The 14,534-nt window shown below is 33.9% G+C and carries 13 protein-coding genes; 2 read left to right on the top strand and 11 right to left on the bottom strand.

The window, feature by feature from the left end:
* Positions 1–7 precede the first annotated feature (7 nt).
* The 11 genes from smc to infC form a co-directional block, all read right to left on the bottom strand.
* Complete coding sequence (gene smc, locus WMO18_RS00360; protein ID WP_211147543.1) at positions 8–3,583, bottom strand: chromosome segregation protein SMC; 3,576 nt, start codon at positions 3,581–3,583, stop codon at positions 8–10.
* Positions 3,574–4,551: an elongator complex protein 3 gene (locus tag WMO18_RS00365; protein ID WP_211147544.1), complete on the bottom strand. Its 978-nt coding sequence runs from the start codon at positions 4,549–4,551 to the stop codon at positions 3,574–3,576. The genes smc and WMO18_RS00365 overlap by 10 nt, the downstream gene beginning before the upstream one ends.
* Before the next feature lie 22 nt (positions 4,552–4,573).
* Positions 4,574–5,254 (bottom strand): ribonuclease III, encoded by a 681-nt coding sequence (gene rnc, locus WMO18_RS00370; RefSeq protein WP_022506397.1) that lies wholly within the window; start codon positions 5,252–5,254, stop codon positions 4,574–4,576.
* Positions 5,254–6,261: a phosphate acyltransferase PlsX gene (gene plsX, locus WMO18_RS00375; RefSeq protein WP_329979888.1), complete on the bottom strand. Its 1,008-nt coding sequence runs from the start codon at positions 6,259–6,261 to the stop codon at positions 5,254–5,256. The genes rnc and plsX overlap by 1 nt, the downstream gene beginning before the upstream one ends.
* Positions 6,258–7,568, bottom strand: a complete 1,311-nt coding sequence (trmFO, locus tag WMO18_RS00380; RefSeq protein WP_211147546.1) for a methylenetetrahydrofolate--tRNA-(uracil(54)-C(5))-methyltransferase (FADH(2)-oxidizing) TrmFO — start codon at positions 7,566–7,568, stop codon at positions 6,258–6,260. Before trmFO ends, plsX begins: the two co-directional genes overlap by 4 nt.
* Positions 7,565–9,643: a type I DNA topoisomerase gene (gene topA / locus WMO18_RS00385; protein WP_211147547.1), complete on the bottom strand. Its 2,079-nt coding sequence runs from the start codon at positions 9,641–9,643 to the stop codon at positions 7,565–7,567. Before topA ends, trmFO begins: the two co-directional genes overlap by 4 nt.
* Before the next feature lie 18 nt (positions 9,644–9,661).
* The gene (dprA, locus tag WMO18_RS00390; protein ID WP_211147548.1) at positions 9,662–10,843 is read right to left on the bottom strand and encodes a DNA-processing protein DprA; all 1,182 of its coding nucleotides are present in this window, start codon (positions 10,841–10,843) and stop codon (positions 9,662–9,664) included.
* A complete protein-coding gene (locus tag WMO18_RS00395) occupies positions 10,836–11,630 on the bottom strand; it encodes a TrmH family RNA methyltransferase (RefSeq protein WP_211147549.1) in 795 nt (264 codons plus the stop codon). The genes dprA and WMO18_RS00395 overlap by 8 nt, the downstream gene beginning before the upstream one ends.
* Positions 11,631–11,692: 62 nt before the next feature.
* The gene (gene rplT / locus WMO18_RS00400) at positions 11,693–12,043 is read right to left on the bottom strand and encodes a 50S ribosomal protein L20 (protein ID WP_022506391.1); all 351 of its coding nucleotides are present in this window, start codon (positions 12,041–12,043) and stop codon (positions 11,693–11,695) included.
* A 45-nt stretch (positions 12,044–12,088) separates the two neighbouring features.
* Positions 12,089–12,286 carry a 50S ribosomal protein L35 gene (rpmI, locus tag WMO18_RS00405; RefSeq protein ID WP_022506390.1) on the bottom strand — a complete coding sequence of 66 codons (198 nt, stop codon included), beginning with the start codon at positions 12,284–12,286 and terminating at the stop codon, positions 12,089–12,091.
* Positions 12,287–12,307: 21 nt separating this feature from the next.
* Complete coding sequence (gene infC, locus WMO18_RS00410; protein ID WP_211147551.1) at positions 12,308–12,826, bottom strand: translation initiation factor IF-3; 519 nt, start codon at positions 12,824–12,826, stop codon at positions 12,308–12,310.
* Positions 12,827–13,127: 301 nt separating this feature from the next.
* Here infC and WMO18_RS00415 point away from each other — a divergent pair, with 301 nt between their 5' ends.
* Positions 13,128–14,072: a CPBP family intramembrane glutamic endopeptidase gene (locus WMO18_RS00415; protein WP_329979882.1), complete on the top strand. Its 945-nt coding sequence runs from the start codon at positions 13,128–13,130 to the stop codon at positions 14,070–14,072.
* A gap of 2 nt (positions 14,073–14,074) precedes the next feature.
* Positions 14,075–14,530: a nucleoside deaminase gene (locus WMO18_RS00420; RefSeq protein WP_211148244.1), complete on the top strand. Its 456-nt coding sequence runs from the start codon at positions 14,075–14,077 to the stop codon at positions 14,528–14,530.
* Positions 14,531–14,534 lie beyond the last annotated feature (4 nt).

Below are 14,534 nucleotides of genomic sequence, written 5' to 3' on the forward strand. Positions count from 1 at the left end.
CCTTAAATTAGTTTGCTTTCATTCCAAGCTTTGCTGCAACTTCTGATGCACGAAGTTCAAGTAACTTAGAAATACCCTCATCTTGCATTGTTACACCGTAAAGAACATCAGATTCTTCCATTGTGCCTCTTCTGTGAGTAATGGTGATAAACTGAGTTCTGTCTGTCATTCTTCTCATATACTGAGCAAATCTGTCAACATTAACATCATCAAGGGCAGCTTCAATTTCGTCCATAACACAGAATGGTGCAGGTCTGACTTTCATAATTGAGAAATATAGTGCAATAGCAACAAGTGCCTTTTCACCACCTGAAAGTGCCTCTAGATGAACAACAATCTTTCCGGGAGGATGAGCGATAATATCAATACCACTGTTTAGAATATCATCAGGGTTTGCAAGTTCAAGAGAAGCAGTACCACCACCAAATAATTCTTTGAATGTTTCTCCAAAGTGCTTATTGATTTCGTGGAAGTTCTCAATGAAAGCATCTTTCATTTGTTTAGTTAAGTCATTAATAAGTCTTTCGATTTCATTCTTAGACTTTTCTACATCAGAAACCTGAGCACCTAAGAATTCATATCTTTCGGATACTTCCTTGTATTCTTCAATAGCTGAAACATTAACAGAACCAAGACCTCTTATTGAGGACTTAATTTCATTAAGTCTTTTTCTTGCAGTTGAAACATTTTCAATTTCAATAGAAATTTCTTCTGCTTGTCTTTTTGTAAGTTCATATTCATCCCAAAGTTTTGCAATAATATCATCATACTGCTTTTGTAGGTTGATTTTTCTTTCTTCAAGACGAGCAAGTTCTCTGCCGGAAACCTCTCTTGTAGAGTTTAGGTCCTTTTCTTTCTGTCTAAGTTCTACACTTTTCTTTTCAAACTTTTCTTTATCGCCATTTAGCTTTTCAATAGCGTTATTGAATTCAGCAATTTTATCTTGATAATTGTTTGAAATATTAGTGTAGCTTTCAATCTTCTTATTAATTATATCAATATTTGAATTTACAGAAACAATCTGATTACGCAAGTTCTCTTTTCTTTCGGTTTGATGCTGACTGTTGTATTCGGATGTTCTGATTTCACTGATTAAAGCCTCTTTGTCCTTTTCATAAGTTACAATTTCAAGTCTGATATTTTGTAACTTTTCTGAAAGTTGTTCTCTCTTTTCAGTTAGTGCAAGTCTGTTACCTGTAAGGTTAGAAGTTGTTTTTTCGATATTTGCAATTTCTTCTTCAAATGCACTAAATTCTTTATCGGCAGTTTCTTTGTCTTTTTGTAGATTAGAAGTTTTATTTTCACATTCTACAATTTCATTCTTTGTAAAATCAATACTGCTAACTAAAGAGTCATATTCATTTTGACAAGCCTTATATTCAGTTCTTAATCTAATAAGTTCTTGTTGTTCGGTAGATAAATCTCCTCTAGTACCTAAAATATCAGCTTCATACTTTGCAAATTCTTGCTGACTGTTACTGTACTGTTCTTTAAGTTCATCTGCTTTATCTGCAAGGGCTTTAGCCTCTTTACGGTACTTTTCAATTTCACTTGCACGAGATAACAAGCCTGTTCGTTTATTTAAAGAACCACCTGTTAGAGAACCACCGGCATTTACAACCTGACCATCAAGAGTAACTACCTTAAAACGGTATGAATACTTCTTAGCAATAGATACTGCTGAATTAAGATCCTCGGCAATAACAATCTTACCAAGCAAGTTTTGTAAAATACCTTTGTACTCATCCTTACAATCACACAAATCTGACGCAACACCAACAAAACCAAAACAACTGTCAATACCATTTTCATTTAGGTATCTAGGTTTAATTGTGGCAATAGGTAGGAATGTTGCTCTACCACCTTTGTTTTCCTTTAGTGTGCGAATTGCTCTCTTAGCATCTTCTTCATTGCCTGTAACAATGTTCTGCATTGCACCACCTAAAGCAGTTTCGATAGCTACTGCATAGTCTGTCGGTACTTTAATTAATCTTGAAACAGGACCATGAATACCACCGATTTTGCCATGTCTTGAAAGGTTCATTACAGTTTTTACACTATGAGCAAAGCCCTCAAGGTTCTTTTCTAGGTCTTCTAGGATATTGGCTCTTCTTAGCTTTTCATTAGAATCAAGAGTTAATCTGTCAATCTCACCTTTAGAATTTTCATTTTTTGCTTTTAGGTTACTGATTTTAAGTTCTAAACCCTTAATAGAATTGGAAAGCATTTCTACCTTTTCGGCAGAGTCTTTACCCTGTGCCTTATAATCTTCAAGCATTTTAGAAGTAGTTTCTAAATTACTTTCTTTTTCTAACAATGAAGAATTTAGACTTTCTATTCTTTCATTAAGTTCATTAATTGATGAATCACTTGTAAGTAAAACTACCTTTGCATTAGCTGACTTTTGGGATAATTCAGCTAATTTTGAATTTAGTTCTTGAATCTCATCACCACTACGGGAAGCATCAACACTGATAGTATTTAGGTTTTCGGATACTTCATTATATTCCTTTTGCTTTTCTTCAATGTTTAACTTTAGCTTTTCAACATTTTCTTTCTTCTCTTTAATTTGAGATTCAATTTCAGTAAAGGAATTATCAAGTTGTTCAATTTCAGTTTCAAGTCTTGTTATAGTTTCTTTGTTATGCTCAATGTCGTTATTTGCAACAGAAATAAGAGCATTGTTGTTGCTAACCTCAGACTCAAACTGAGAAATATTTCTTCTTATGGTATCAATCTTAGAAGTGATTTCACCATTTTTTAGATAGATAGATTCTGTTTCTGAACTGATATTTGCAAGTTCTTGTTCAGCATTTTCATACTGTGCTCTTTGAATATCTATTTTGTCGTCTTGTTCTTTGATAATGTTTGCTGAATTATCAAGAGTATTTAGCCATAAAGCAATTTCAAGACCTTTCTTTTCTTCAGAAAGTACAAGGAACTTTTGTGCTTTTTCTGACTGTTTCTTTAGTGGACCGACTCTGTCTTCAAGTTCACCAACAATATCTCTAAGTCTGACAAGATTTTCTTCTGTACTTTTTAGCTTTCTTTCAGCTTCGGTTTTTCTATATCTATAACGAGAAATACCTGATGCTTCTTCAAATATTTCTCTTCTTTCTTCACTTTTTGATGCAACAATACTGTCAATTTTACCTTGACCAATCATAGAATAACCGTCACGACCAAGACCTGTATCCATAAATAGTTCATGAATATCTCTAAGTCTTACTGTGGCTTTGTTAATCATATATTCACTTTCGCCACTTCTGTAATATCTTCTTGTAACGGCTACTTCGTCACCATCAAAAGGAAGTATTCTGTCTTTGTTATCAATAGACAAGGTAACTTCTGCATAGCCGGTCTTTTTTCTCTTATCTGTTCCGTTAAAGACAACATCTTCCATCTTAGAACATCTTAGAGTTTTGGCAGACTGTTCACCCAGTACCCATCTAATTGCGTCACTTATGTTACTTTTACCTGAACCGTTAGGTCCTACTATAGAAGTAATGCCTTTATCAAAGGATAGCTTTATTCTATCGGGAAAAGTCTTAAAGCCATGCAATTCCAATGATTTTAGTAGCATAAGTCACCTCTTTCTTTAATAATAAACTGAAAGTCCTTAAGGGTATCACTTTGTTTAAAAGTAACTATGTATCCCAGTTCTTTAAGGACTTTAATATTTGCCTTTTTCTGTCCAATAGCTTTTGAAATAAACTTATTACCTACAATAACAGAAAATTCGCCTTGTGGGTATTTTTTTATTTCATTTACTAACATATCAAGAAACATTTTGCTTTCACATAATTCTCTAAATGCAGGGTGATAAAAACCTGCTACAGAAGTACTTACAAGTTCATCTGAATAATGAAGTCCTACTCTAATAACATTAATTTTTTTATCATAAAACATTTTAAGAATTTTTGCACAAGTATTTATTGTTGTTTCTTTACTATATGGAACATATTTTTTATCGTTATAATACTTTTCAAGTAATGTGTCTTTCATAGTTATTGTTGGATAAATTCTAACAGTATCAGGAGAAAGACTGATTAATTCCTCAGCAGTTTCTATATCCTTTTCAGGTGTACTGCCATAAAGACCAATCATCATTTGTAGTCCTAAAGAAATGTTATACTTCTTAATAAGATTAGAAGCATTTACAACATCAGTAGCACTATGACCTCTTTCATTAAGAGAAAGAACATCATCACACATTGACTGTGCACCAAGCTCAATTGAAGTTACACCATAACTTTTAAGCAAAGTTAAAACTTCATCATCTATTGCATCAGGTCTTGTTGACAATCTAATACCATAAAAGTCATTTATATATTGCTTTGTAGCATTAAGTAAAGAAACCATATAACCCCTATCGATGGCAGTAAAGCTACCACCAAAGAAAGCGATTTCGGTATTTTTCTTATCAACACCACTTTTTATTGCAGTTTCTATTGCAGACACTACATCATCTTGAGTTGGTTGATATGAATGACCTGTAATATTTCTTTGGTTGCAAAATACACACTGGTGAGGACAACCGTTATGAGGCACAAAAATGGAAATATTAGAATGTTTAATATCCCATCAACTCCAAAGCCTCTCTTGCAGCCTGTTGCTCTGCATCCTTCTTACTTCTTCCTCCACCTTTGCCGATTACATTACTGTTTAGGTGTACTTCAACTACAAAATGTCTGTTGTGGTCAGGACCACTAACATCAACAACTTCATACTGTAAAGTTTCTCCAGGATTTCTCTGGATAATTTCCTGTAGTTTAGTTTTGTAATCTTTAAAGTTCTTACCTGCTGTATGGTTCTTGATTTCAGGTACAACAAAAGAAAGTACAAACTCACTTGCCTTTTCCATACCACCATCAAGATAAATAGCAGCAATAACTGCCTCAAAAGCATCAGAAAGAATTGATGGTCTTTCTGCTCCACCACCTTTTCTTTCACCGTTGCTTAGGTAAATGTACTTACCTAGGTTAATCTTCTTTGCAAATACAAACAAGCTCTTTTCACAAACTAAAGATGCTCTTAACTTTGTAAGGTCACCCTCAGGTAATTGTGGACAATTGTTAAAAATATAATCAGAGACGGAAATTGAAAGTACCGCATCACCTAAAAATTCCAATCTCTCATTATATTTAAGGTGTTGCTTCTTATGCTCATTAGCATAAGAAGAATGAGTTAGTGCCACCTTTAAAAGTTCTTTATCTTTAAATGTATAGTTAATTACTTTTTCAAATTCTTCCATTATTTTATTCCTTTTAATTTATTAAATGAGTCTTCAATAACCTGTGGTACATTTGCGTTTATGTAATCAATAGTTAGTCTAACTGCATTAAAAATTGTTGTTGCATTAGAACTACCATGTGCTTTAAATACCGGTTTTTTGATACCTAGAATTGGAGCACCACCATAAACATCTGTATTCATAGTTTCCTTAAATTTCATTAGGTCACCATATACAAATAATGCACCGATTTTATTCTTTACACTTTTCTTAAAAATATCAGTAACTGCATGGCTTAGTGACTTTGCAACGCCTTCATAATTCTTTAGTAGAATATTACCTGTAAAACCATCACAAACATACACATCACAAGCACCGTTGGAGATTTCTCTGCTTTCTACATTACCAACAAAGTTAACAGGACTGTCCTGTAGTAAAGCATAAGTTTCTTTCTGTAAGTCTCCACCCTTATGACTTTCTGTACCAACATTAGCAAGGGCAACCCTTGGGCTTTCTCTGTGCATAACTTTTTCCATATATACAGAACCTAAGATACCGAATTGACGAAGAATCTCAGGTCTGGCATCAAGGTTTGCACCACCATCAATAAGCAAAAATGATGAACCGTTAAATGTAGGTAAGATTGGTGCAAATCCGGGTCTCTTGACACCCTTTAATCTTTTAACAATTAAAGTACCACCTACACATAAAGCACCACTGTTACCGGCTGAAACAAAACCATCTGCTTCGTTATTTGCAACCATCTTTAGACCTAGTGCCATTGAAGAATTGTTGTATTCTTTCATAATAGCATTAGGTGTTTCATCAACAGGAATAACATCTTCTGTATGGTTAATTTCAATATTTGAAATATCTATATTATTTTCTTTTGCCACTTTCTTGATAATATTCTCATTACCTGTTAGGCAAATTTCAATTTTAAAATGCTCTTGAGCTTTAACTGCACCTTTGATAATTTCTAAAGGTGCATTATCTCCACCAAATGCATCAATTACTATCTTCATCATAAACCTCTTGAATTTATAAATTCTGTTAGCTTTGCAAATGACCTATCAGAATAAGCCTTTGCCCTCTCTTTCTTATCCCTTGGTCTTTGTTCAAGTTCAGGTAACACTCCTAAATTAGCACCCATAGGTTGGAATTTAGAAACTGTTTCATCACTGATATATCTTGACAAAGAACCTATCATTGTATATTCAGGTAAAGTTACAGTTTGTTCTCCAATATATCTCATAGCTGCATTTATACCTGCCATTAGTCCTGAAGATGCTGATTCCATATATCCTTCAACACCTGTAATTTGACCGGCAAAGAAAAGATTTTTATTTTCTCTTACAGAATAATCACTATTAAGAATTCTTGGTGAGTCGATAAAAGTATTTCTGTGCATTACACCGTATCGTACAAACTCAGCATTTTCAAGTCCCGGAATCATTGAGAATACTCTCTTTTGTTCAGGGAACTTTAGATTAGTTTGAAAGCCTACTAGGTTATACATAATACCGGCACTGTTCTCTTTTCTTAGCTGAACCACTGCCCAAGGTCTATGACCTGTTCTTGGGTCTTTAAGTCCTACAGGTTTCATAGGGCCAAAACGAATAGTATCGTGACCTCTTTGTGCCATAACTTCAATTGGCATACAACCCTCATATACCTTTGGATTCATTACATCAAAGTCATGTACAGGTGCTCTTTCTGCTGAAACAAGTGCTTCATAAAAATTGTCGTATTCTTCCTTATTCATAGGACAATTAATATAGTCATCGCCGTCACCCTTATCATAACGAGATGCAAAGAAAGCCTTGTTCATATCAACTGTATCAAACTTTACAATTGGTGCAGCTGCATCATAAAATGAAAGACTATCACCAAACATAGTTTTGATTTTGTCAGAAAGCAAATCGGAAGTAAGTGGTCCTGATGCCATGATAGTAATACCATCAGGGATTTCGGTAACTTCTTCATTTATTACAGTAATATTAGGGTTATTATTTATTTCTTCATTTACTAGATTAGAGAAAATTTCTCTATCTACTGCTAAAGCACCACCAGCCGGTACTTTGCTTTTATCGGCACACTTCATAAGGAGAGAATCTAACATTCTCATTTCTTCCTTTAGCATACCGGCAGCACTTTCTTTTCTGGCTGCTTTTAGACTGTTTGAGCATACAAGCTCACATAATTTATCTGAATGATGTGCCGGACTTTTCTTGTTAGGCTTCATATCATAAAGGTTTACCTTTATACCACGCTTAGCAACTTGATATGCAGCCTCACATCCTGCAAGCCCACCACCTATTATATTTATACTCATTGGTCTTTAGTATAGCCACAACCCTCAGTTGCACAGAAGATTGTCTGCTTTTTGCCCTTCTTTTTATATAGAATCTTGCCACACTGTGGACACTTTTCATTTACAGGTTCATACCAAGACATATAGTTACAATCAGGGTAGTTACTACAGCCGTAGAACACTTTGCCTTTCTTGGTTTTACGAGTAATAACATCTCCACCACATTCAGGACATTGAACACCGATTTTCTCTACAAACTTCTTGATATTCTTACATTCAGGGTATCCCGGACAAGCAATGAACTTACCGTATCTACCAACTTTGACAACCATCTTTCTGCCACAGTTCTCACATACAATGTCAGTTTCATCTTCTTTAAGTTTAATCTTGACACCTTCCATATCTTCTTTAGCCTTTTTCAAGGTCTTATCAAAGTCAACATAGAAATTATCAAGTAGTTCAACCCATTGTTCGTCACCGTGTTCAACCTTATCCAGATCTTCTTCCATTTGAGCAGTAAACTTAACATTTACAATTTTAGGGAATCTTTCTTTTAATAGAGTTACAAGTGCCTCACCAAGTTCAGTTGGTACAAGGGACTTTGCTTCTCTCTTAACATATTCTCTACTTGTAATTGTTGAGATTGTTGCAGCATATGTTGATGGGCGACCGATACCGTTCTCTTCAAGTGCTTTGATTAGAGATGCTTCTGTAAATCTTGCAGGTGGCTGAGTAAAGTGCTGGTTAGGTATAATTTCTCTAACCTTAGCAGGCATATTCTTCTCAAGTGGAGGAAGTTGCTTTTCCTTTGTACCTTCAGCATCATTACTGTCAACATAAAGTGTTGTATAACCGTCAAAGTCAACTCTGTAACCTGATGCCTTAAAGATATAGTCATTAGCATTGATTTCTGCCTGAGTTGTTTTGTGGATACAATCAGCCATCTGACAAGCAGTAAATCTATCCCAAATCAGTTTATATAGCTTATACTGTTCAATAGTTAAACTATCCTTAACCTTATCAGGTGACAATGATGGAATTGATGGACGAATAGCTTCGTGACCATCCTGAGCATTTGAACGAGATTTAAATACTCTTGGCTTTGGTGGTAAATATTCAGGTCCAAAGTTATCATTAATATACTGTGTAACTTCTGCAATTGCATCATTTGAAATTCTTAATGAGTCAGTTCTCATATATGTGATAAGACCTGTTGTACCATAACCCTCAACATCAACACCTTCATAAAGTTCCTGAGCAATTTTCATTGTTCTTCTTGATTGATAGCCAAGTTTACGAGATGCTTCCTGTTGCAATGTTGAAGTTATAAATGGTGGGTATGGTGACTTTTTACGAGTACCGTTTCTTACTTTTGTAACAATAAATTCAGCATCTTTGATTTCTTCAAGAATCTTGTCAGCTTCTTCTTTATTATTAATCTTAATCTTTTTACCGTCAGGTCCAAGTGCTAAAGAGGCATTGAAAACTTTTCTGCTTGATTTTGGAGAAAGTTTTGCTTCAATTGACCAATATTCTTCAGGCTTAAAAGCTCTGATTTCATTTTCTCTGTCTACGATAATCTTAAGAGCAACAGACTGCACTCTACCGGCAGAAAGACCTCTACGAATCTTTTGGCTGACAAATGGACTTAACTTATAACCAACTAGTCTGTCAAGAATTCTTCTTGCCTGTTGAGCATTTACAAGGTCAATGTCAATAGAACGAGGATGAGCCATACCGTTATTGATACCTGTCTTAGTAATTTCATTAAATTCAACTCTATTTTTATCTTCTAAATCAAGTCCTAAAATATATGCTAAATGCCAAGAAATAGCCTCACCTTCACGGTCCGGGTCAGTTGCAAGATAAATCTTGTCACTGTCTTTTGCAAGTGACTTTAATTCATCAACTAACTTTTCTTTACCTTTGATGATAGCATATTTAGGAGCATAATTTTTCTTTATATCAACAGCAAGTCTAGCCTTTGGTAGGTCACGAACATGACCCATTGATGCTACAACTTCATAATCTTTTCCAAGATATTTTTTGATTGTTTTAGCCTTAGCAGGAGACTCCACTATTACTAAATTTGACATTTATCTATCCTCCGATAGTTACTTTATTTTATACTGTTTGCCCGGTAAAACTACTATTAAATCCATAAGTTCAAGATTTGTTAGTATTCCGGAAATTTTATATACCGGTAAGTTACATTTATCAGACAAATCATCTATATGTATAGGCTCATTTCCGATAGCATAATAAACCTTTGATGAATTTTCATCAAGTTTTACATCATATCTATGACCCTTTATAAACTCTTTTTCAGGTTTTACATTAGACTTTTTTGCAGGAATTTTCAGCACTGTACTGTCAGGAATATCATACTCATCATCTTCATAAACTTCTAAATTGTTAAATTCATTATAGTAGTTTAGAATATCAAGATAAGTAGTTACAGGAATAGCACCATCCTTAATAAGTTGGTTTGAGCCAACAGAATAGACACTATTGATGTTTGCCATTACGGCAAAAACATCTTTGCCCTGTTCTTTTCCGGCAATATCGGCTGTGACTAATGCACCACTTTTCTTACCTGCTTCAACAACAAGAACACCTCTTGAAAGTGCAGAGATTATTCTGTTACGAGATAAAAAGTGATGTGGCAAAGGCTCTGTATCCGGAGGATATTCAGAAATTAAACATCCTCTGTGTGTTATAGCCTTTCTCATAGGCTCATTTTTCATAAGGTAAGGATAATTGATACCACAACCTAAAACACAAATTGTAATACCATCAGCATTTAATGCACCTGTGTGTGCTGAACTGTCAACACCCATTGCACCACCACTAATTATAGTTACCTTACATTTTGAAAGATTATGAGAAATACTGTAAGCCACCTTTTTGCCATAAGTTGTAGCTTTTCTTGTACCTACAATAGCAATAGTTAAAAGATTATCAACTCTGGGTAAATATCCACTAACATATATAACTGCAGGTGGAGTATCTATATTACGCAAACAGTTAGGGTATCTGGCGTTATCTATAGCAAAGATGGAATAACCCAGACTTTCACATTTAGATATAATTTCATCAGCCTTTTCAATTGGAGTTTCTTCTAGATGGTTAATTTCCTTTTCGGTAAAAATACCACAAAATCTCCATTCAAAGTCCTGACCATTATAAAATACAGAAATATCCCTATACTCTTCAGTTTCGTAAAGTCTTTTAACTTTTGGATTATCATAGCCAAGAGCTAAACTTAGCCATATCCAATAACGATTATTATTCATTATTTGACATTTCCCACATAATTATACTAGCTGCTACTCCGGCATTTAGAGAATCAATCTTGCCCTTCATAGGTACAATAACTTGGTAGTTACAAGCATTAATAGTCATTTCACTTAGTCCATTAGCTTCGTTACCTATTACAACAAGTGCATTCTTTGAAAACTCAAAATCACCTAGAGTTTTGGCAGTATCTTTTAAACAAGCAGCATAAGACCTACCATGCTTATTAAATTCACATTCAATATATTCTTCTGCGTCATTAATAAGATAGAAAGGTACACGGAAAATTGCACCCATACTACCTCTTACAACCTTAGGACTATAAATATCACAAGAATCTTTTGTGATAAATACACCTTTGATTGAAAAAGCATCAGCAGAACGCAATACTGTTGCAATATTGTCCGGATTTTGCACATTGTCTAAAAGTACAAACTTACCATTATAATCAATTTTATCAATATCATCAGTTTTGTCAAGTGTTTTAAGTACAAGCATTACACCTTGAGGTGACTTTGTATCGGACAAAACATTGAAAATATTGTTAGGTACAACTATTGATTCATCAGAAATTGACTCAAGTCTATTGCATAATTCAAGATTCCTTGTATAGAAATTTTCGCTACAAAGTAGCACATCAATATGAATATTAGAAATTAAAACATCTTGGCAAGTTCTTAGTCCTTCTGCAACAAACTGTTTATTCTTGTTCCTATACTTTTTCTGCTTTACTAGTTTATGAATATGCTTTAGAGTACCATTTTCTCTACTTGTAACAAACTTCATATAATGACCTCTTTTTTAGATAGTAAAAAGCGTTTGAGGTAAGAACCTCAAACGCATAACACTTAAGCTTTTGTAACTTTTTCAACAAGGCTAGCAAAAGCTGCCGGATCAGAAATAGCGATTTCTGAAAGCATCTTTCTGTTAAGGTCAATGTTAGCCTTCTTAAGACCATTCATAAATGTGCTGTAGTTTGTGCCGTTTAGCTTACAAGCTGCAGAAATTCTTGTGATCCAAAGTCTTCTGAAATCTCTCTTCTTCTGCTTACGACCAATGTATGCATAGTTACCAGATTTCATAACTGCCTGCTTAGCCATCTTAAAGTGCTTACTCTTTGCACCGTAATAACCCTTAGCAAGCTTTAATGTTTTGTTTCTTCTTTTGCGAGTCATCATCGCGCCTTTTACACGAGCCATTCTATATTTCCTCCGTTATTTCGTAAGTTAAATTCAAAAAGTTAATTATTTGTAAGGGATTAATCTCTTAATCTGAGCTGTATTTGTCTTATCAGCTACACAAGTCTGTCTTAGACCTCTCTTACGCTTTGTGTTCTTCTTGTTAAGAATGTGCTGCTTGTTAGCATGAGCACGGATAACCTTACCATTCTTAGAAAGTTTAAATCTCTTTTTTGCACCACTATGTGTCTTAATCTTTCCCATTATGAAAATCCTCCTTAAAAATTACTTATTTGGCTTAGGAGCTAGAAACATTAGCATATTTCTACCTTCAAGTTTTGCTGGTTTTTCGATAACAGCAACTTCTTCACAAGCTTTAGCAAAACGGTTCATTGTGTCATAACCCTGTTCTGGGTGACCCATCTCTCTACCTCTAAAGCGAATTGAAACCTTAACCTTATCGCCTTTCTTAATAAACTTAAGGGCATTGTTAAGTTTTGTGTTGAAGTCATGCACATCAATATTTAGTGAAAGTCTAACTTCCTTAATATCAAAAGTACGCTGGTTCTTCTTATTTTCTTTTTCCCTTTTAGCTTGTTCAAAACGATACTTGCCATAGTCCATTACTTTGCAAACAGGTGGCTTTGCCTGTGGAGCAATCTTAACTAAGTCAAGGTTACTCTCCATTGCTATATTGAAAGCTTTTTCTGAAGACATAATACCTAGCTGTTCGCCTTCGGCACCAATTAGTCTTACTTCCTTATCACGGACTTCTTCGTTAATCTGTAGTTTCTTGTTGCTGATTGTCGAGCACCTCCAAAATAAATTAAAAAAGTGGACAGATAAACTCCGTCCACTCTAATACGCATCAGTAAAAAACTGTAAGTATTAACCCACGCAGACGGCACCCCGTAGGTGAAAGCATAACTGCCTTTCTTTCTTTTACTCAATTATTATATATAAAAGCATTTAATTTGTCAATACCTTTTTGACAATTAATTAGAAATTTGATAATATGATACTAACGAAAGTCGAGGTAGACAAAATGAATAACTTTTTTCAACAACAATTGTACCACAATTATCAAATAAATCAAGAGAAAAAAATGATAAGAAAAGAAAGCAACAAACTTTCCTTTATGTTGTTTATTGCAATTATATTTATGAATATTGCAGCTACTGTACTATTTATGTTTATAAGTTTTTTCAGCAAAGATACTTCTCTTATTACTACAGGAATACAAAACAGTTATTCTTCTTATGACTACATTATTAATGGTTTAGGAGAATTTGCCGGTTTCTTTGTTGTACCATTTGTATTTTGCTTAATATTTCGTTACAAATTTAGTGTTGTTATTCCGGTTAACAGTAATAAGAAATATAATCCTTTATTATTGGTATTAGGTGGATATGCAATTTGTACTGTTGCAAATATTGCAATTAACCTACTGAACAATAATTTAAGTATATTTGGATTGACAAATACAACCGGTGTTGAATTTACAACTAAGACACCTCTTGACCAAGTTATTTACTTTATATGTATTGCAATTATTCCTGCTTTAACTGAGGAATTTATATTTAGAGGTGTTATCTTAAATTCATTTAGAAAATTCGGTGATGGCTTTGCAATTTTAATATCTTCTCTCCTATTTGGGTTTATGCATGGTAACTTTGTACAAATTCCATTTGCATTTATTGTAGGTTTAGCTTGTGGATTTATAGTTGTAAAGACAAATTCAATTATACCGGCTATGGTTTTACATCTACTTAATAATGGTACATCGGTACTTATTGATATTGTAGCTAACTATGTTGGTGACAATTTGTATTCTGTGATTTCTTCGGTAGTTATTTTTACACTTACACTACTGGGCTTCATTTCAATAGTTTTACTTGTAAAAAAAGGTCTTAACTTTAAATTTGGAAATAAATCTATTGTAAGTTTAGGTGCTAAGGATAGGATAGTTCAATTCTTTGCTAATCCAGGTACTATAATTCTTCTTTCATTCTTCATTATTGAAGCATTTATTACTTTATTAGGTTTTTAATTATGTATAATGAAAAGTTTATGGATATTGCACTAGAGGAAGCTAAGTTGGCTTTAGACGAAAATGAAGTTCCTGTTGGTGCAGTAATTGTTAAAGATGGTGTTGTAATTGCTAAAGCTCACAATACAAGAGAAAAAACTAAAAATGCACTTCATCATGCTGAGGTTATTGCAATAGATAATGCTTGTAAAGAGTTATCCGGTTGGAGACTTTGGCAATGTGAAATGTATGTAACAATGGAACCTTGCCCTATGTGTGCCGGTGCTATAGTTAATGCCAGAATACCTAATGTATATTTTGGTGCATATGATAAAAAGTATGGTGCTTGTGGTTCTGTTATCAATATATTTAATATGAAAGAAAATTTTAAAGTTACTTATGAAGGTGGCTTTAAAGGAAAAGAGTCACTTGAACTTTTTGATAAATTCTTTAAATATTTAAGAAACAAAAGAACATAAAATT

Source organism: Ruminococcoides intestinihominis (assembly GCF_040096285.1).
Lineage (GTDB): Bacteria > Bacillota > Clostridia > Oscillospirales > Acutalibacteraceae > Ruminococcoides > Ruminococcoides intestinihominis.

Coding starts and splice junctions, on each gene's coding strand:
- WMO18_RS00420 (WP_211148244.1), top strand. CDS start 14,075: ATGTATAATGAAAAGTTTATGGATATTGCACTAGAGGAAGCTAAGTTG.
- smc (WP_211147543.1), bottom strand. CDS start 3,583: ATGCTACTAAAATCATTGGAATTGCATGGCTTTAAGACTTTTCCCGAT.
- plsX (WP_329979888.1), bottom strand. CDS start 6,261: ATGATGAAGATAGTAATTGATGCATTTGGTGGAGATAATGCACCTTTA.
- trmFO (WP_211147546.1), bottom strand. CDS start 7,568: ATGAGTATAAATATAATAGGTGGTGGGCTTGCAGGATGTGAGGCTGCA.
- rnc (WP_022506397.1), bottom strand. CDS start 5,254: ATGGAAGAATTTGAAAAAGTAATTAACTATACATTTAAAGATAAAGAA.
- WMO18_RS00415 (WP_329979882.1), top strand. CDS start 13,128: ATGATAAGAAAAGAAAGCAACAAACTTTCCTTTATGTTGTTTATTGCA.
- topA (WP_211147547.1), bottom strand. CDS start 9,643: ATGTCAAATTTAGTAATAGTGGAGTCTCCTGCTAAGGCTAAAACAATC.
- dprA (WP_211147548.1), bottom strand. CDS start 10,843: ATGAATAATAATCGTTATTGGATATGGCTAAGTTTAGCTCTTGGCTAT.
- rplT (WP_022506391.1), bottom strand. CDS start 12,043: ATGGCTCGTGTAAAAGGCGCGATGATGACTCGCAAAAGAAGAAACAAA.
- rpmI (WP_022506390.1), bottom strand. CDS start 12,286: ATGGGAAAGATTAAGACACATAGTGGTGCAAAAAAGAGATTTAAACTT.
- WMO18_RS00395 (WP_211147549.1), bottom strand. CDS start 11,630: ATGAAGTTTGTTACAAGTAGAGAAAATGGTACTCTAAAGCATATTCAT.